19 protein-coding genes are annotated in these 16,922 nt (G+C 72.4%); 10 read left to right on the top strand and 9 right to left on the bottom strand.

The window, feature by feature from the left end:
* Positions 1 to 141: 141 nt before the first annotated feature.
* The 3 genes from F9B16_RS40030 to F9B16_RS40020 form a co-directional block, all read right to left on the bottom strand.
* Positions 142 to 345 (bottom strand): PspC domain-containing protein, encoded by a 204-nt coding sequence (locus tag F9B16_RS40030; protein WP_151545483.1) that lies wholly within the window; start codon positions 343 to 345, stop codon positions 142 to 144.
* Between the two features lie 160 nt (positions 346 to 505).
* Complete coding sequence (locus F9B16_RS40025) at positions 506 to 1,192, bottom strand: HAD family hydrolase (protein ID WP_151545482.1); 687 nt, start codon at positions 1,190 to 1,192, stop codon at positions 506 to 508.
* The gene (locus F9B16_RS40020) at positions 1,189 to 1,839 is read right to left on the bottom strand and encodes an MBL fold metallo-hydrolase (protein WP_151545481.1); all 651 of its coding nucleotides are present in this window, start codon (positions 1,837 to 1,839) and stop codon (positions 1,189 to 1,191) included. Before F9B16_RS40020 ends, F9B16_RS40025 begins: the two co-directional genes overlap by 4 nt.
* Positions 1,840 to 2,014: 175 nt before the next feature.
* Between F9B16_RS40020 and F9B16_RS40015 the strand changes: the two genes are divergently transcribed.
* Complete coding sequence (locus F9B16_RS40015; protein WP_151545480.1) at positions 2,015 to 3,079, top strand: phosphotransferase family protein; 1,065 nt, start codon at positions 2,015 to 2,017, stop codon at positions 3,077 to 3,079.
* Between the two features lie 6 nt (positions 3,080 to 3,085).
* Here the strand turns inward: F9B16_RS40015 and F9B16_RS40010 are convergent, their stop codons facing one another.
* Positions 3,086 to 4,765, bottom strand: coding sequence for a transposase (locus F9B16_RS40010; protein WP_225992365.1), 1,680 nt, complete (start codon positions 4,763 to 4,765; stop codon positions 3,086 to 3,088).
* A gap of 17 nt (positions 4,766 to 4,782) precedes the next feature.
* On the opposite strand from F9B16_RS40010, the gene F9B16_RS40005 reads away from it, so the two are divergent.
* The gene (locus tag F9B16_RS40005) at positions 4,783 to 5,940 is read left to right on the top strand and encodes a hypothetical protein (RefSeq protein WP_225992364.1); all 1,158 of its coding nucleotides are present in this window, start codon (positions 4,783 to 4,785) and stop codon (positions 5,938 to 5,940) included.
* Between the two features lie 43 nt (positions 5,941 to 5,983).
* Positions 5,984 to 6,187 (top strand): hypothetical protein, encoded by a 204-nt coding sequence (locus F9B16_RS40000; protein WP_151545479.1) that lies wholly within the window; start codon positions 5,984 to 5,986, stop codon positions 6,185 to 6,187.
* 81 nt (positions 6,188 to 6,268) lie between these two features.
* On the opposite strand, the gene F9B16_RS39995 is transcribed toward F9B16_RS40000, so the two are convergent.
* From F9B16_RS39995 to F9B16_RS39980, 4 genes are all read right to left on the bottom strand, one after another.
* Entirely contained in the window at positions 6,269 to 6,580 is a 312-nt protein-coding gene (locus F9B16_RS39995; protein ID WP_194737570.1) for a Fe-S cluster assembly protein HesB, read from the bottom strand.
* Between the two features lie 101 nt (positions 6,581 to 6,681).
* Positions 6,682 to 7,641 carry an LLM class F420-dependent oxidoreductase gene (locus F9B16_RS39990; RefSeq protein WP_151545478.1) on the bottom strand — a complete coding sequence of 320 codons (960 nt, stop codon included), beginning with the start codon at positions 7,639 to 7,641 and terminating at the stop codon, positions 6,682 to 6,684.
* Between the two features lie 11 nt (positions 7,642 to 7,652).
* Positions 7,653 to 8,420, bottom strand: coding sequence for an SDR family oxidoreductase (locus F9B16_RS39985; protein ID WP_151545477.1), 768 nt, complete (start codon positions 8,418 to 8,420; stop codon positions 7,653 to 7,655).
* A 92-nt stretch (positions 8,421 to 8,512) separates the two neighbouring features.
* Entirely contained in the window at positions 8,513 to 9,412 is a 900-nt protein-coding gene (locus tag F9B16_RS39980; RefSeq protein WP_151545476.1) for a LysR family transcriptional regulator, read from the bottom strand.
* A 79-nt stretch (positions 9,413 to 9,491) separates the two neighbouring features.
* Here F9B16_RS39980 and F9B16_RS39975 point away from each other — a divergent pair, with 79 nt between their 5' ends.
* The 7 genes from F9B16_RS39975 (at position 9,492) to F9B16_RS39945 (ending at position 16,217) form a co-directional block, all read left to right on the top strand.
* Positions 9,492 to 10,706 (top strand): MFS transporter, encoded by a 1,215-nt coding sequence (locus F9B16_RS39975; protein ID WP_151545475.1) that lies wholly within the window; start codon positions 9,492 to 9,494, stop codon positions 10,704 to 10,706.
* A 28-nt stretch (positions 10,707 to 10,734) separates the two neighbouring features.
* Positions 10,735 to 11,187, top strand: coding sequence for a Zn-ribbon domain-containing OB-fold protein (locus F9B16_RS39970; protein ID WP_151545474.1), 453 nt, complete (start codon positions 10,735 to 10,737; stop codon positions 11,185 to 11,187).
* Positions 11,188 to 11,216: 29 nt separating this feature from the next.
* Positions 11,217 to 12,374, top strand: coding sequence for a lipid-transfer protein (locus tag F9B16_RS39965; RefSeq protein ID WP_151545485.1), 1,158 nt, complete (start codon positions 11,217 to 11,219; stop codon positions 12,372 to 12,374).
* Between the two features lie 107 nt (positions 12,375 to 12,481).
* Positions 12,482 to 13,216, top strand: a complete 735-nt coding sequence (locus F9B16_RS39960; RefSeq protein WP_225992363.1) for a TetR/AcrR family transcriptional regulator — start codon at positions 12,482 to 12,484, stop codon at positions 13,214 to 13,216.
* Between the two features lie 543 nt (positions 13,217 to 13,759).
* Positions 13,760 to 14,443 (top strand): hypothetical protein, encoded by a 684-nt coding sequence (locus F9B16_RS39955; protein ID WP_151545473.1) that lies wholly within the window; start codon positions 13,760 to 13,762, stop codon positions 14,441 to 14,443.
* An 85-nt stretch (positions 14,444 to 14,528) separates the two neighbouring features.
* A complete protein-coding gene (locus F9B16_RS39950; RefSeq protein WP_151545472.1) occupies positions 14,529 to 15,305 on the top strand; it encodes a hypothetical protein in 777 nt (258 codons plus the stop codon).
* A gap of 90 nt (positions 15,306 to 15,395) precedes the next feature.
* A complete protein-coding gene (locus tag F9B16_RS39945; RefSeq protein ID WP_151545471.1) occupies positions 15,396 to 16,217 on the top strand; it encodes a hypothetical protein in 822 nt (273 codons plus the stop codon).
* 86 nt (positions 16,218 to 16,303) lie between these two features.
* Here F9B16_RS39945 and F9B16_RS39940 read toward each other — a convergent pair whose 3' ends face one another.
* Positions 16,304 to 16,675: a DoxX family protein gene (locus tag F9B16_RS39940; protein ID WP_151545470.1), complete on the bottom strand. Its 372-nt coding sequence runs from the start codon at positions 16,673 to 16,675 to the stop codon at positions 16,304 to 16,306.
* Positions 16,676 to 16,922: the final 247 nt, after the last annotated feature.

The raw sequence follows: 16,922 nt of genomic DNA, 5'->3' as shown, positions 1-16,922 counted from the left end.
CCGGCACCGCGGCTCCTTCCCCGGGGCCGCGGTGCCGCCCGCTCGCGGTGCCGCCGCCCCTGTGATGCTGTGCCCCGATCTAACACCCAAGGGCGGGCCCGGTCGAGCGATTCCGATGATCTTGATCAGTGCGCGCTGACTCTAGTGGGCGCGCGCGACGTGGTGGTCCTCGTCCGGCAGCATCACCCACAGCACCAGGTAGACCACGAACTGCGGGCCCGGCAGCAGGCAGGACAGCAGGGCGAGCAGCCGGACGGTCCACGGCGCCATGCCGAACCGCTGGGCCAGCCCGGCGCAGACACCGCCGATGACCCGGCCGTGACGCGGACGATAGAGGCCGTTCATGTTTCCTTCTTCCCCGATACCCTCGGTGAACGCCGGGCCTCGGCGGCCCGGGGGCCGCGGTTCTCGCGGCCACACCATCCACGCTACGAACCGGGCATCCGACCCCACATCCCCCTTCCGGACCCTTCGGCCGTCCCCCTCGCGGGCTACGGGACGTTCCCTAAGGGGCGGCGTTGTGGCGGGCGACGAGCGCGGGGAGGCTCTCCAGGTCGTCCAGGACGAACAGGCACTCGGCGAGCGTTTCGTCGTCCCGCTGGATGTGGCCCCAGGGGCCGCGCCGCAGGAACGCGGCCTTCATCCCGAACGCGACGGCGGGCCGCATGTCGTTGTCGATGCGGTCCCCCACGTACAGGACGCGGTCCGGCAGCACGTCGGCGATCTGCGCGCAGCGCTCGAAGAACTCCGTCGCCGGCTTCTGGACGCCCCACACGTCGGAGATGCCGATGACGTCGGCGTCCAGCCCGAGCGCCTCCATCTGCTCGGCGGCCTGCACCGGCTGGTTCCCGGCGATGCCGACGTAGAGGCCCTGGTCGCGCAGCGCCGTCAGGCAGGCCCGCGCGTCCGGGTACAGGTCGTCGGCGCCGAACCCGTTGGGCACGCCCGCCTCCTCGCGGCGCTTCTGCTCCGCCTCCAGGTCGAAGTCCGGCCGGAAGTACCGGAACAGGTCCATGTGGGTGCCGCCGGCGGCGAGGATCGCGCCGAGCTTGGTGAGGAACGTGTGCCGCGGGACGCCGAGCCAGTCGGCCCAGCGCCCGTAGATCTCGCCCTCGTTGATCAGCGTCTCTCCGATGTCGAAGAAGACCGCCTGGACGGCCCGGGGGGACGGGGGGTTCGCGGGACGGGTCACGGGCGGGCCAGGTCCACGGTGGTGCCGGGCGCGACGCGGCGGAACTCCCGGCCGAGCTCCTCGCCGGCGCCGGTCAGAACACGTTCCATCACCGAGAGGCCGACGTCGTTGAGCAGCCCGTCGTGGACGGCGAAGGCGCGCTCCGGGCGGACGGCGCGGGCGTACTCGTACAGGTCGACGGCCCGCATCCAGGGCGCGTTGCCCGGCAGGCACAGGGTCGGGACGGGCTCGCCGGGGACGGTGAGCGCGTCGCCGGGGTGGAACACCTCGCCGTCCACCAGGAAGCCGACGTTCGGGACCGGCGGCAGGTCCGGGTGCATGATCTCGTGGTCCTCGCCGTAGACGTGGACGTCGAACCCGGCGACGGTGAGGGCGTCCTCGTGGCCGACCTGGTGGACGCGCCCGCCGAGGTCGGCGAGGTTCTCCGCGACGGCGCGGGACGTCCAGACCTCCAGCGCGGGGTCGGCGGCCATGGCCGCGCGCAGGCCGTCGGCGTCGAAGTGGTCGAAGTGCTCGTGGGTGATCAGGACGGCCTGGGCGCCGGCGTACGGGTCGGCGTCCCCGGTGAGGCCGCCGGGGTCGATGACGAGGGTGCGGTCGTCCTCGGTGAGCCGGACGCACGCGTGGCCGAGCTTGGTGAGACGCATTGATCCAGTTTTCCACGCAGGTCCGGACCGGTGCCTCCCGAGGGGGGAACGCCCCCCGCTCCCCCCGGCCGACTATGTCGGGAACATTGACCGGTCTTGTCCCCGCTGATACAACACGGTGAACGCCACTAGAACGCGTTCTAGTTCGGGCGTCACCGGACCGAGGAGGCGGCGCATGCCCGTTCCCGACCAACGCGATCCCGAGGTCACCCGGACCGCCCTGGCGGACTGGCTCGGCGAGCGGCTGCCCGGCGCGGCGCTCCCGCACCTGGAGACGCCGCAGACCAGCGGCTTCTCCAGCGAGACGCTGATGTTCGACGCCGAGTGGACCGAGGACGGCGCGCGCAGGCGCGAGCCGTACGTGGCGCGGGTCGCGCCCGCGAACTACCAGATCTTCCCCGAGCCGCGGTTCGAGGAGCAGTACCGGCTGATGCGGATCCTGGACGAGCGGACCGACATCCCGGTACCGCCGATCCGCTGGTACGAGCCGTCCGACGGCGTGCTGGGCGCGCCGTTCTTCGTGATGGGACGGATCGACGGCCAGGTCCCGACGGACATGCCGCCGTACCACATGGACGGCTGGGTGACCGAGGTCGCGCCGGACGAGCGGGCCGCGATGTGGTGGTCCACGCTGGAGATCATCGCGCGCCTGCACCGGCTGGACGTGCAGGAACTCGGCCTCGGCTTCCTCAACATGCCCGCGTGGGGCGCGCCCGGGCTGGAGCAGCGGCTCAATTACTACGAGCACTACCTGCACTGGGCGTACAAGGGCCCGCAGGATACGGCGCTGAAGGCCCTGGAGTGGCTGAAGGCGAACCGTCCCGACGAGCCGGACCCGCCGGTCGCGCTGTGGGGCGACGCCCGCATCGGCAACGTGATCTTCCAGTCGGGCGTGCCGGCGGCCGTGCTGGACTGGGAGACGGCGATGCTCGGCGCGCCGGAGGAGGACCTCGCCTGGTTCATGTTCCTGGACCGGCACCACTCCGAGGGCGTCGGCGCGGCCCGGCTGGACGGCTTCCCGCCCTACGCCGGCACGATCGCCCGCTACGAGGAGCTGCTCGGACGGCCGGTGCGGGACATGCCGTACTACGAGATCCTCTCCGGCTTCAAGTTCTCGGTGATCATGGCGCGGATCGGCCAGGCGATGATCGACTTCGGCTGGATCGACGAGGAGTCCGACTTCCCCTACAACAACAACTGCACGCAGCTGCTCGCACGCATCCTCGGAGGCGACGCGTGACCGTTCCTACACAGTGTCCGGGAGCGGGCTTCGTGCCCGTCTTCCGGGACTGCGCGCGTCCCGAACGGTGCTGGACGCGCTGGTCTCCCGCTTTCTCATTGCCCGCGTCCGGGGACATGCATCGTGTGCAGGCTCCGTGACGGGGTGGCGGGATCTCTCGCGCCGCCGGTCACCGCGGTCGGCCTGGACGGTCCGATACCCGGCATCATCGCTCTGGTGATGGCGGGGCGGTGCCGTCCGTCGCCGGACCGGGTGCCCAAGGGCGCGTCGCCCGACCGCGATGCTCGCCGCATCGTGCCGGGAGACCTTGCGGTGCGGGGTGCCCATCGGCTCGCGCCAGTACTGCGCACCCCACTTGGTGGTGTATGCGGGATCCACGGCCACGATGGCCAGGCCGACCTCGGCTGCCATCGCCGCCAACCGGGCCTTCAGCTTCCCGGTCGGCATCCCGGAGACCAACTGCCGGAACCGCGCGCGTCGGCCGTACTTCTCCCGCGTTCTCTCCGCCGTGAAGTCCAGGTCTTCGATGCCGATCGCGGCGACCCCGCAAGAGGCGGCCCAGTGCAGCAGGCGGGTGATGGCATGCCGGACCTGCGCATCCCGATGTGGCGCCGGCCCGGACAGGTCGTAGTCGAAGCGGCGCGGTCGGCCGACCGGATTGCCGTGGCGGTCCAGGCGCCAGGCGGCGAAGTGATCGGCATTGGTGTCGACCCCGACGATGCCGCGCGCGCGTGCCGTCTCCAGCGGGATCCCGGAGACGGCGGCGCGCCGCCAGGACGCGGTCAAATACCAGCGGCCGCGGCCGATGTCCAGGTGGATGCGATAGGCGACCGCCCGGTTTCCCTCGACGCGGTCGGCCCACTCGGCACCCCGGTGCTGGAAAGCAACGCGGGCCGTCAGCACGTACCTGCTGTGCGGCGCGTTAGCCAGATGCGCGAGCGGGCCCGGGAGCCGAATCGACACCTCCCCGGCGGGGGTGACGCGGATGGTCTCGTTGCCGTACCGCTTGCCCGACTCGCCATCGGCCTGCAGGAACCACCGCGAGGCCTGCCATCGCTGCCGCCACTCGGCTTCGGTGAGCCCGGCCTTATCCAGATGGTGACGGCTTGTCAGCAGCCTCCGGCCGCCCCGCACCACGCGCACGACCCCAGCGTCCCAGTCCGCCCGTGCGGCGACGAGCCGTTCCCTCATGAGGGCCAGGCGGCGCGACTTGGCGAACCATTCGCGCCGGGTGCGATAGCCCCCCGGCGCCCCCTCGCCGCCCTTCGCGCCGATCGGCAGGGACAGCCGGTGCTCCAGCGTCCGCATTCCGGCTTCCAGAGACCGCAGGTGTGCCAGGTGGCCCCGCCGCGCCAGCGCCCACTGATCATTCGTGGCCTTGGTGATCGAACCGGCCCACCGCGCCGACGACCCGGCCGTCAAATTCCGCTTACGTGCCGCCCAACCATCGGGGCCGTGCTCGACACCGTCAGCGCAGCGGGCCTTCAAATCCCGGGCGCACAGCGACCCCAGATGCGCACCGACCAATCGCAGCACCCGCTCGTCCTGTTCGGTCAGGCCTTTGAGACGGTCACGCACTGCCACTCCCGACGGGCCCGCCGCGACGAACGGCGCGCTGAAAGAGCCCACCCGGGTCCCCGCGCCTCCGCCGGACGGCACTCCGCCTTCGGCGACAGACTGCAACATGGCATGTACTTTAAGTCATGTCCTTCGAACATGTCTGGACACTCATGAACATCCCCACGCAAGCAGCTCCCCTCTCCCCGCTCGACGACTATCCGATCCACCAGGCGCCCGAGGTGATGCGGCACGTCACGACGTCGGACCGCAACTTCTACGACCGCTACTACTTCAACGTCCACGGCTGCTCGGACGAGCTGATGATGCTCATCGGCGTCGGCCAGTACCCGAACCTCGGGGTGATGGACGCGTTCGCGGTCGTGCGGCGGGGCCCGCTGCACAAGGTGGTGCGGGCGTCGCGGGAGCTCGGGAACGACCGGATGGACACGACGGTCGGGCCGTTCCGGGTCGAGGTGATCGAGGGGCTGAAGCGGCTGCGGGTCGTGCTGGACGAGACCGAGCACGGCCTGTCGTTCGACCTGACCTGGGACGGCGCGATCCCCGCGACGCTGGAGCCGCCGCACTACCTGCGCTGGCAGGAACGGGTCGTGTTCGACTCGCGGCGCCTCGCGCAGACGGGCCGCTGGACGGGCACGATCACCGTCGAGGGCGAGACCATCGACGTGACGCCGGACCGCTGGTGGGGTTCGCGCGACCGCTCCTGGGGCATCCGGCCCGTCGGCGAGCCGGAACCGCCCGGCATCCAGGTGAAGAACGCCGGGACGTTCTACTGGCTGTACGCGCCGATGCAGTTCGAGGACCACTCGATCCTCTGCATCCTCCAGGAGGACGAGAAGGGCCGGCGGCTGCTGGAGGAGGCCGTGCGCGTCTGGCCGGACGGCCGCGAGCCCGAGTACCTGGGCCGTCCCGAGTACCGTCCGGAATACGCGGAGGGCACGCGGGACGTGGTGACGGCGACGCTGCGGTTCGCTCCGCCGGCCGGGGAACCGTTCGAGGTCCGGGCGACGCCGATCCTGCCCGTCCACCTGATGGTCGGCACAGGGTACGGGCTGGAGCCCGACTGGAAGCACGGCATGTACCAGGGGCCGGACCTCAAGGTGCAGGGCGTCACCTACGACACCCGCAAGCCGGACGACGCCGCCCGCATGTGGGGCATGGTCGACGCCGTCGGGCGCTACGAGTACCTGGACGGCGCCGAGCCCGGGGACGCGGCGACCGGCCACGGGCTGTTCGAGTACTGGGCCCTCGGCCCGCACCCGTCCTTCCCCGAGAATGGCTGAGCGCGGGCCGCTCCGCGAGGCGGGTTCTGCAAGACTTGCGACCGTGACGACGCCGCCATCGCGAGACCCGGAGGACGACGAGCGCCGGGCGCGGCGGAGGGAGCTGGACCGGCAGGTGCGCGACCGCTACGGAACCTGGCGCGACCAGCCGCGCGGGCTGGCCTGCGCGGTGATCGCGGCCTTCCTGGTGCTGACGACGGCGGCGTTCGTCTTCGCGGTGGTGGCCGTGGTGGCGGCCGTCCGCTGACACGACGAAACCGGGGCGCCGATCGGGTGGATCGGCGCCCCGGCCCCTCGTCTCGGGCCCGCCCGGGGGCGGGCGGTCACGTCACATCGCGGTTCCCTCGGCGATGGTGAAGGCCACGTCGCCCTGCGGGTCGACCTGGGCGTCGAGGGTCTTGTCGTCCAGCAGCTGGGCGACGCTCGGCTCCAGGTAGACCTTCGCGCCCTCCTCCTCGACGACCTGGTCTCCGGCCTCCGGGGCGGGCGCCACCGACAGCCGCAGCGCGTCCGAGCCATCGACTCCGGACTCGATGCGGATGCCGGTCTCCGGCGGAAGCTCCGGGCTGGCGGTCACGGTATTGATGACCTGGACGGCACCGCTGGTCAGCGTGAGCACGATCAGCTCCTCACGTCTCATGGGGTTCGTTTCGGATGGGGGTCTGCCCCACCCTCCCCACTGCGAGGTCCGGTAAACCATCACGGCGGGCGAACTTTTCGGCGCGAAGAGTGACGATGCTCTCAGCCGGCGTTGGGCGCGAGGGCCCGCACGGCCTCCGCCGGCGACAGCCCGCCGCCCGGCACGATCGCCAGGACGGGGGTGGTGAGCCCGTTGTCGACGTATTCGCGGATCCGCGCTCGGCACGCCGCCGGCGATCCGTGCACGATCAGGTCGTCGACGACCTCGTCCGGGATGACCTCCAGGGCCTTCTTGCGGTCCCCGGCGGCCCACGCCTCGTTCATCGGGCGCAGCGCCTCGCCGCGGCCGAGCCACTGGTGGAACGCCTGGTAGACGGGGACGTTCATGTAGGCGGCGATCATCCAGCGGCCGATGCCGCGGGCCTCCTCGGCGTTGTCGGTCGGGCAGACGAACAGCCGCGCGACCAGCTCGGGGTCGTCGCCGAGCGCGCCGCGGACCGTCCGGACGTCCTTGGGGGCGAGCCAGTTGGTGATGGCGCCGTCGGCCTCGCGGGCGGCGAGCCGCAGCATGCCGGGGCGCAGCGCGGCCAGCACGATCGGCGGCGGCGTCGCGGGCGCGTTCTCCAGCTTGAAGCCCTTGACGGAGAAGGTCTCGTAGTCCTCCTTGACCTTCTCGCCGGCGAGCGCCTTGCGCAGGAAGCGGAGGGTGTCGCGGGTGCGCTTGTACGGCTCGGTGAACGGGATGCCGTTCCACCGCTCGACGATCGTGTCGGACGAGGTGCCGATGCCGAGGACGAACCGTCCGGGCGCGAGGTCGGCGAGGGTGGCGGCGTGCGAGGCCAGCAGCGCGGGGCCGCGGGTGTAGACCGGCACGATCGCGGGGCCGAGGCGCAGCGCCGGGTCCCACTGGGACGCCAGGGCGAGCGGCGTGAACGCGTCGGTGCCGTTGGTCTCGGCGGACCAGGCGTCGGTGTAGCCCAGCTCGGACAGGCCCGCGACGATCTCGCGGTGCTCGGCGAGCGGGACGCCGGTCAGCGGAATGGTCAGTCCCCAGCGAGACATGTGCGCCCTCCTCAGGCGATCGAAGGCCGGACGGTGGAGCCGCCGTCGACGACCAGGGTCTGCCCGGTCATCCAGGACGAGGCGTCGCCGGCCAGGAACACCGCGGCGTTGGCGATGTCCTCGGGCTCGCCGATGCGGCCGAGCGGCATGTGCTTGCCGATCTGCTCCTCGTTGTTCTCCCACAGGGCGCGGGCGAGGTGCGTCTTGACCAGGCCGGGGGCGATGCAGTTGACGCGGACCTTCGGCGCGAGCTCGACCGCGAACTGGCGGCTGAGGTGGATCACCGCCGCCTTGGTGGCGTTGTAGTAGCCGATGCCGTGCTCGGTGACCATGCCGCCGACGGAGGCGATGTTGATGATCGCGCCGCCGCGCTCCTGGAGGGACGCGCGCCACGCCAGCTGGGTCCACTGGACGATCGCGAACTGGTTGATCTCGACGGTCTTGGCGGCGGCGGCGGGCTCGATGTCGGCCATCGGGCCGAAGTAGGGGTTGGTTCCGGCGTTGTTGACCAGGACGTCGACGGCGCCGAACTCGGCGACGGCGGCGTCCACGCAGGCGGCGGCCTCGTCGGCGTGGCCGACGTGCGCGGCCTTCGCCAGCACCCCGACACCGGGACTGGCCGCGCGGATCTCCTCGGCGACCGTGTCCAGCGACTCCTGCTTGCGGGAGGAGATGACGACGTTGGCGCCCTCGGCGGCGAGGGCGACGGCGATCGCCTTCCCGATGCCCCGGGAGGCCCCGGTGATCAGGGCGGTCTTCCCCTGAAGTCCAGTCCGCATCCGCAACTTCCCTTCTCGGCGGGCCCCGCGCGGGGGCCGGGCCCGGCAACAGAATCAGGCTCGGTCGTCACTGTACCGAAGTGACTGACGAGTCAGTTAGCGGACCCGCGCAGCTCACCGCCCCGCTCCAGCACGAACGCCCGGAACCCCTCCGCCACCGGGGGCCGGGTCCGCTCCGCCGCCCAGACCAGCCCGATCGTCCGCACGCCGCCCGGGTCGGCGAGCGCGAGGTGCCGGACGCCCGGGACGTCCTCGCCGGCCGGCGGCGGCGCCACGATCGCGACGCCGAGCCCCGCCGCGACCAGCCCCCGGACCGTCGAGTGCTCCTCCCCCTCGAACGCGACCCGCGGCCGCGCCCCGCACGCCGCGAACAGCTCCTCGGTCAGCGCGCGCAGCCCGGTGCCCTGCCGGAAGGCGACGAACGGCTCGTCCAGCACGTCCCGCACCCGGGCGCCGCGGCGCGCCGCCAGCCGGTGGTCGGCCGGCACGGCGAGCTCCAGCCGCTCGGTGACGAGCGGCCGCCAGGCCAGCGCCGCGCCGCCCGGCGGCGGGCTGGTGATCGCGAGGTCGGCGCGGCCGTCCAGCACCATCGCGGCGAGCCGCTCGGAGTTGTCCTGGCTCAGCCGGAACGTGACGCCGGGGTGGTCGCGCCGGTAGCGGCGGATCAGGCCCGGCACGAACGACGGGCCCTGCGTGTGCAGGAACGCCAGCGACACCTCGCCGCGCTCCGGGTCGGCGGCCTGCGCGAGCGCGCGCCGCGCCGCCTCCTCCTCGGCGACGAGCCGCCGCGCGTGCTCGGCGAACACCCGCCCGTACCGGCTCAGCGCGACGCCGCGGCCGACCCGGTCGAACAGCGGGGCGCCGAGCTCGCGTTCCAGGCGGGCGATGGCGCGCGACAGCCCGGGCTGGGAGACGCGCAGCTCGGACGCGGCGTTCGTCACGTGCCCCTGCTCCGCGACCGCCAGGAACCACCGCACACTCTGCAGATCCATACACTCATGATGGATCCGCATCAGTTTCCGCACAAATTGTCATTGGACGCATGAGACCAGGAAGCGGACGCTGGAGTCCATGACCGTCGCCCCGCCCCTGGAGGTCCCCGAACGGCACCGGCTCGGCTCGCCCGGCCTGCGCCGCGTCAACCTCGCCCTGTTCGCGGCCGGGCTCACCACGTTCATGTCGCTGTACTGCACGCAGGCGCTGCTGCCGGAGCTGTCGGCGGACTTCGGCGTCTCCCCCGCCCGGTCGAGCCTGCTCGTCTCGCTCGCCACGGGCGCGGTCGCGATCGCGGTGATCCCGGTCAGCTCGCTGTCCGAACGGTACGGCCGGACCCGCGTGATGATCGTGTCGTCGGTCGCGTCCGCGCTGGTCGGGCTGCTGATCCCGCTGTGCGGCTCGTTCCCCGCGCTCGCCGCCGTGCGGGCCGTCCAGGGCCTCGCGCTCGCCGGGGTCCCGGCCGTCGCGATGGCCTACCTCGCCGACGAGGTGCACGGCGAGCACCTGGGCAGCGCCATGGGCCGCTACGTCGCCGGGACCGGGATCGGCGGCGTGCTCGGCCGCCTCGTCCCCGGCCTGGTCACCGACGTCGCGGGCTGGCGCTGGGCGCTCGCCGCCACCGGGTTCCTGGCGCTCGCGTTCACGGTCGCGTTCTGGCTGCTGCTGCCGCCGTCGCGGTTCTTCCGGCCGTCCCGCGTCGACTACCGGCCGCTGCTCGCCCACCTGCGCGACCCCGGCCTGCGCCGCCTCTACCTGATCGCGCTGACCGCGATGGCCGGGTTCGTCACCGTCTACAACTTCCTGACGTACCGGCTGCTGGACGCCCCGTTCCACCTGCCGTACGCCGTGGTCAGCCTGATCGCGGTGATGAACGTCGCGGGGTCGGCGGCGTCCGCGCGGGCCGGCATCCTCGCGGACCGATCCGGGCGGCGGAAGGTGCTGGCCGGGTCGCTCGTGCTCGCCGCGTGCGGGCTGTGCCTGACGCTGCCGGCGGTCCTGCCGCTGGTCGGGGTAGGGCTGCTGGTGTTCACCGTCGGGTTCTTCGGGACGCACGCCGTGGCCAGCGGCTGGGTCGGGCGGCGGGCGTCGACGGCCCGCGCGCAGGCGTCCGCCCTGTACCTGTTCGCCTACTACCTCGGCAGCAGCATCGGCGGCACCGCCGGCGGCGTCGCCTACGAGCACGGCCACTGGACGGGAACCGCCCTGTACGTCCTGGTCCTGCTCGGTGTCGCGCTGCTCGCCGCCGCCGGGATGAAAGGTGTCCGCTGGGTGGGACACCCCCGGTCGTGAGCGTGCGCTTGGTTGTTACCGTACGCGCGTGACGACCACCGCCAAGAAACGCCTTCCGGCCGTCGAGGGCTGGTTCACGACCGAGAGCGGGGACGTGCGGCTGCTCGGCACCCGCTGCTCGTCCTGCGGGACGCCCTACTTCCCGCGCAACGAGCTGGCCTGCCGCAACCCGCACTGCACCGGCCCGAAGGACGGCTCGGAGCTGGCCGAGCACGCGCTGTCCGCGCGCGGCCGGATCTGGTCCTACGCCGACTCGCGCTACAAGCCGCCGGCCCCGTACGTCTCGCCCGACCCGTTCGTCCCGTACACCGTCGCGGCCGTCGAGCTCGACGCCGAGAAGATGGTCGTGCTCGGGCAGGTGGCCCCCGGCCACACCGTGGACGACCTGGAGGTCGGCATGGAGGTCGAGCTGACCGAGGGCGTCCTGTACGAGGACGACGAGGCCGAGTACACCGTCTGGATGTGGAGGCCGGTCCAGTGAGCCGCGACATCGCCGTCCTCGGCGCGGGCATGCACCCGTGGGGCAAGTGGGGGCGCAACTTCGTCGAGTACGGTCTCGCCGCCGCCCGCGCCGCCCTGGCCGACGCCGGGCTGACCTGGCCGGACGTCCAGTACGTGGCGGGCGCCGACACCATCCGCAACGGGTACCCCGGGTTCGTCTCGGGCGCGACGTTCGCGCAGGCGCTCGGCTGGAACGGCGCGCGGGTGTCCAGCTGCTACGCGGCGTGCGCGTCCGGCGCGCAGGCCATCTCGACGGCGCGCGCGCAGATCCTCGCGGGGCTGTGCGACGTGGCGCTGGTCGTCGGCGCGGACGCGGCGCCGAAGGGCTTCTTCAAGCCCGTCGGCGGCGACCGCCCGGACGACCCGGACTGGCTGCGGTTCCGCCTCCTCGGCGCCACCAACCCGATCTACTTCGCGCTGTACGCGCGCCGCCGCATGGCGATCCACGGCGCGACGCTCGACGACTTCGCCGCCGTGAAGGTGAAGAACGCCCGGCACGGGCTCGCCAACCCGAACGCCCGGTACCGCAAGGAGGTGACGCTGGAGGACGTGCGCGAGTCCGCCGTCGTCGCCGACCCGCTGCGGCTGCTGGACATCTGCGCGACCAGCGACGGCGGCGCCGCGCTGGTGCTCACGTCGATGGACTTCGCGCGCAAGCACGGCATCGCGGACCCGGTGCGCCTGTCCGGCCTGTCGACGGTGACGCCGACGTTCCCGAAGACCGTCGTCGACCTGCCCGACTTCGCCACCGACTCGGCGCTCGCGGTGCCCGAGCCGGAGCGCCCGTTCCGGGCCTCGCTCGCGCACGCCGCCTACGAGGAGGCCGGCATCGGCCCGGACGAGCTGTCGCTCGCCGAGGTCTACGACCTGTCCACGGCCCTGGAGCTCGACTGGTACGAGGACATCGGGCTGTGCGAGGTCGGCGGCGCCGAGGAGCTGCTGCGGTCCGGCGCGACGGCGCTCGGCGGCCGGGTCCCGGTGAACCCGAGCGGCGGGCTCGCGAGCTTCGGCGAGGCGATCCCGGCGCAGGCGATCGCGCAGGTCTGCGAGCTGACCTGGCAGCTGCGCGGGCAGGCCGAGGGCCGCCAGGTCGAGGGCGCCCGGGCCGGCATCGCGGTGAACCAGGGCCTCTTCGGGCACGGCTCCGCCATGATCGCCGTGCGCTGAGCCGCGGCGTGCCGCCCTCGTGCCGTACCGGACGAGGGCGCACGCCGCGGCCCGGCGGTGTCGCGGGCTCTGGGCGGGCGGGTCGCGGCATGAGACGATCCGCCGGAGTGGCGACGCGAAGGGGCGGCATGGAGCGGGACGGCGCGGACGGACGCGGGCGGGCGCCCGGCCGGCTCCCCTCCGGGCGGCACCGGCTGTCCCGCGACTACGTCGCCGGGCACCAGGTCGCGCGCATTCTCGCCGCCGTCGTGGAAATCGCCGGGACCGCGGGATACCGCAGCCTGACCGTCGATTCCATCATCGCCAATGCGGGCGTTTCCCGGGCGACGTTCTACGTCCATTTCAAGAACAAGGACGACGCCTTTCTGCGGGCCAGTGACGTCATCGTCGAGCAGATGATGGACCGCGTGGTCGAGGCCTATCAGGGCGAGCCGGACGCGCCCGGCCGGGTGCGCGCGAGCCTGGGCGCGCTGCTGGGCTACCTGTCCGAAAACCCGCGCGCGGCGCGGATGTGCGTGGTGGAGTCGATGTCGGCCGGCCCGCTCGCGGCCGAGCGCCGGGACCGGGCGCTGGCCGCGTTCGCGCAGGTCGTGACGGACAACATGCACGAGCTGTTCCCGCACTACCCGAACCCGGAGCTGATGGCGGAGACCATCGTCGGCGGGATCTACCAGGTCGCGTACTCGCGGATCGCGCGCGGCGAGACCGAAAGCCTGCCCGGCCTGCGCGACGGCCTGCTCTACACGTTCGCGGCGCCGGACCCGGAGCGCTGGGGGCCGGACGCCCCGGCCCGCGAACCGGAATCCGCCGCGCGGGAGGCGCAGCCGTCCCGGAGCGAGTAGGGCGGCGGCCGGCGGCCATTCCGGCGGGCGCGCGGGAGTTGGCAGCGGGCGCGCAAATTCCAGAAACGCAGACGTTTTTCATTAGCGTCCGGCGCGCCCCACCCGGACCGGCCCGCCCCCCGCCCGCTGCGGCGGCGGAGCGGCGGCGGGGCGCATTGGTCCAGTTGAAGCCCGCGATGCCAGCGGCCGCCGGGAAGGTCGGCGAAACCGGTGGCCGGATACGGCCAGCCGGACCGGGAACCGGAATGACCGGCCAGTCAGATCCGGTGCGGCCACCCGGTCACCGCGCACCTGCGCGTTCGCCGGCCGCCTCCACGCAGCGTGACCGCTATCACACCGGAGCGTCGGTCATATTCGGACACCGACCGCCGCCATAACCCGAAAGCTGAAACCCGGTCGAGGGCCGCGCCGGAATGGCCCCCCTCTTGATGAACGCCGTCATTCATGATTCTGTCCGGTTGCCGCGGCGTCCACCGACGCGGCCCCGGGCCCAGGCCGTGCGGACGCCCGCGCTCCCGCGTCTCCCACCCTGAAAGAGACAGCATGAGAAAGCTCGGCAAAATCGCCATTCCGCTCATCGGCTCGACCGCGCTGCTCATCGGCATGACCGGCTCCGCGTTCGCGTCCGGCACCATCACCTCCGGCGGCTCGCCCTACACCGGGAACGTGCTCGCCACCAACCTCGGCAACGTGACCCTGTCCGGGCTCAGCAGCCTCGGCTCGATCATCAACACCTGCACCGGCGCGTCCCTCGGCGCCTACACCAAGTCCGACGGCACCGGCGGGCAGCTCAACAGCGTGTCGCTGACCGGCTGCACGAACAACCGCGGCGGCACCACCACGGTCACCGCGCTCAACCTGCCGTACACCGGCGGCCACGTCGACTACGACTCCACGCACGCGAGCAACCGCGACGGCACGATCACCATCAACGCGCCGAACCCGTCGGTGGACGTCAAGGCCATCCTCACCCTGCCGGCCTGGGGCATCTCCAGCATGGAGTGCCACTACGGCCTGACGACCTCCACGCCGCTGACCATCAACGTCTACAACCCGGCCAACGCCAACAAGCCGGTCCCGTCCAACTCGCACGGGCAGGGCAAGCTGGCGGGCCAGGCGCTGCAGTTCATCTCCGGCGACAGCCGGTGCCCGGCCTCGGCCTCGGCCAACGGCAACTTCCAGATCGTCACCGACCCGGGCGGCGCCGACCTGGTCCTCGGCCCGTGATCCCGTCCCTCTGACCCCCACACCCACCCCCACGGGACGGGCCGTGCTCCCACGGCCCGTCCCACCCTCTTCGCCCGGAGCACCCATGCGCCTGTCCCTCCGCCGCCGCCTCCAGGCCGGCGCCGCCGCCCTCACCGTCACCGGCGGCCTGCTCGGCGGGCTCGCCACGGCCCCCGCCGCGTCCGCCGACACCCTGCCGTCGTTCGACTTCTCCGCCTGCCCGGCCCTGCCGTCCGGCGCCGACCCGGCGTACGCGCAGTGCAACGTCGCCGTCACCACCGGCGGGTCGATGCAGCTCGGGTCCATCAAGGAGACGATCTCCTCCCCGATCACGCTCACCTACACCACCGGCTTCGACCCCGTGACGCTGGAGGAGTACACGATCTTCGGCTCGTTCAAGGCGAGCCGGTTCCAGGTGCAGCCGGGGCTGTTCGGCGACCCGTTCGTCACGGCCATCTACGCCCAGCCGCAGTACGCGGGCGGCCTGAACACCGACGGCGGCACGCTGAACCTGAACCTCAAGGTGAACGTGCAGAACCCGCTGCTCGGCGGCAAGTGCTACATCGGGTCGAACGCGAACCCGATCGCGCTGCACCTCACGCCCGGCACGACGAGCCCGCCGCCGCCGAACACCCCGATCTCCGGTACGCCGCCCGAGGTCGTCGGCACCAACCCGACCGTCCTGAAGACCACCGTGGTCGACAACGCCTTCGCCGTGCCGAAGGCCGACGGCTGCGGGCTGGACCTCGGCGTCGAGAACTGGGCCGTCAACCTGTACGCCGGGCTGCCCTCGGCGGCCGGGCACAACACGGCGATCTTCAACCAGTACGTCGCCTACAAGACCTACACCGACCTCCCGTAGCCCGGCGCGACGGCAGCGCCGCAACCGGCCCGCGCCCGCACTCCCCCGCCGTGGGGCGCGGGCCTTCCATCCCCCAATGGAGTTGACACGATGAGAGCACCCTTCAGGCGGCTCACCGCCACGGCGCTCGGCGCGGGGCTCGCCGCCCTGGCCGTCGCCGGCCTGTCCCGGCCGGCGAGCGCGGACGTCCCGCCCGGCCTGGACTTCAGCGACTGCCCGACCGCCGACCAGCTGCCGCCCGGTTACGATCCGACCTTCGCGCTGTGCACCGTGACGGTGATCGGCGGCGGGGAGCTGAAGATCGGGAGCATCGACCAGACGATCACCCAGCCCATCAAGATGACCTGGGCGAACGGCTACGACCCGGTCACCCTGGAGCAGTGGGCGGTGTTCGGCCCGATGCGGGCCGAGCCGCAGCGGGTGAAGGGCGGCGTGCTCGGCGTCGAGGGCTCGGACTTCATCCCGCTGCTGCAGATCAGCGCGCAGCCGCAGCTGGCCGCCGATCCGGAGCTGGCCCCCGAGGGCGCGGTCGCGCTGCGCCTCAAGCTCAAGATCAAGACGATCAACCCGCTGCTCGGCGACACCTGCTTCATCGGCAGCGACACGGACCCGATCGTGCTGAACCTGACCTACACCACCACCGACCCGCCGCCGCCCAACAAGCCGATCACCGGTACCGGGCCGCACGACATCGGCGACGGCGTGCTCGCCTCCACGCCGGTCGACAACGCGTTCGCGGTGCCGAAGTCGTCGGGCTGCGGCTGGAACGGCATCCTCAACGGGATCGCCGACTTCCGCGCCGGCCTGCCGTCCGCCGCCGGCAACAACACGGCGATCTTCGAGTCGTACTCGAAGTACCAGGGCTACCCCGCGCTGGCCAAGACGTCCGCGAAGTACGGCGCGCAGAAGTAGGAGCGCGCAGAAGTAGCCGCGCCCTCGGCCGGTCCGCACCGTCCGGTGCGGACCGGCCGTGCGTCCGCGGGGCCGGCGGGGCGCGCTCAGCCCGCCTTGCGGGCGACGTGCAGGGCCCAGCCGATGAGGGGTGCCTGGAAGGGGAGGCGGCCGTAGGCGGCGGCGCGGAGCGGGAGGGGCTTGTCGCGCCAGTCGTAGGCCATCTTGACGTTGGCGGGGAAGACGGCCGCCATGAGGCCGGCCGTGGCGAGGGCGCCCGCGCGGCGGGTGCGCGGGTAGGCGACCGCGGCGGCGCACGCGAGTTCGGCGGCGCCGCTGAGGTAGATCCAGGTCCGGGCGCTGCCGGGCAGCCGCTTCGGGATGAGCGCGTCGAACGGCCTGGGGGCGATCATGTGGGCGGCGCCCATCCCGGCCATGAGGGCGGCGAGGCGGCGCGTCGCGCGCGACGAGTCGGTCATGCCCGAAGTCTGGCAGATCAGACGACGCGTCCAATAGTGCCGGAGCCCGGCGAACCGATGTGACCGAGGTCACGCCCGCTGACCTGTGTGGCGGCCGGTAGAGCGGTCACGTGTCTGATGTCACCGATTCGTCGGGTGTGTTCGGTTTCCAGCGAGAGCTATCTTTGCACTGACCGGTCAGTTCAAAAACGCTCCGCGGAGGTACCGATGGCATCCGAGACTCCAGGGGCGGTCGCCGCGGCCGGGG

Origin of the sequence: Actinomadura montaniterrae (assembly GCF_008923365.1) — a bacterium.
Classification (GTDB): domain Bacteria; phylum Actinomycetota; class Actinomycetes; order Streptosporangiales; family Streptosporangiaceae; genus Spirillospora; species Spirillospora montaniterrae.
This window is presented reverse-complemented; position numbering and strand designations above follow the sequence as displayed.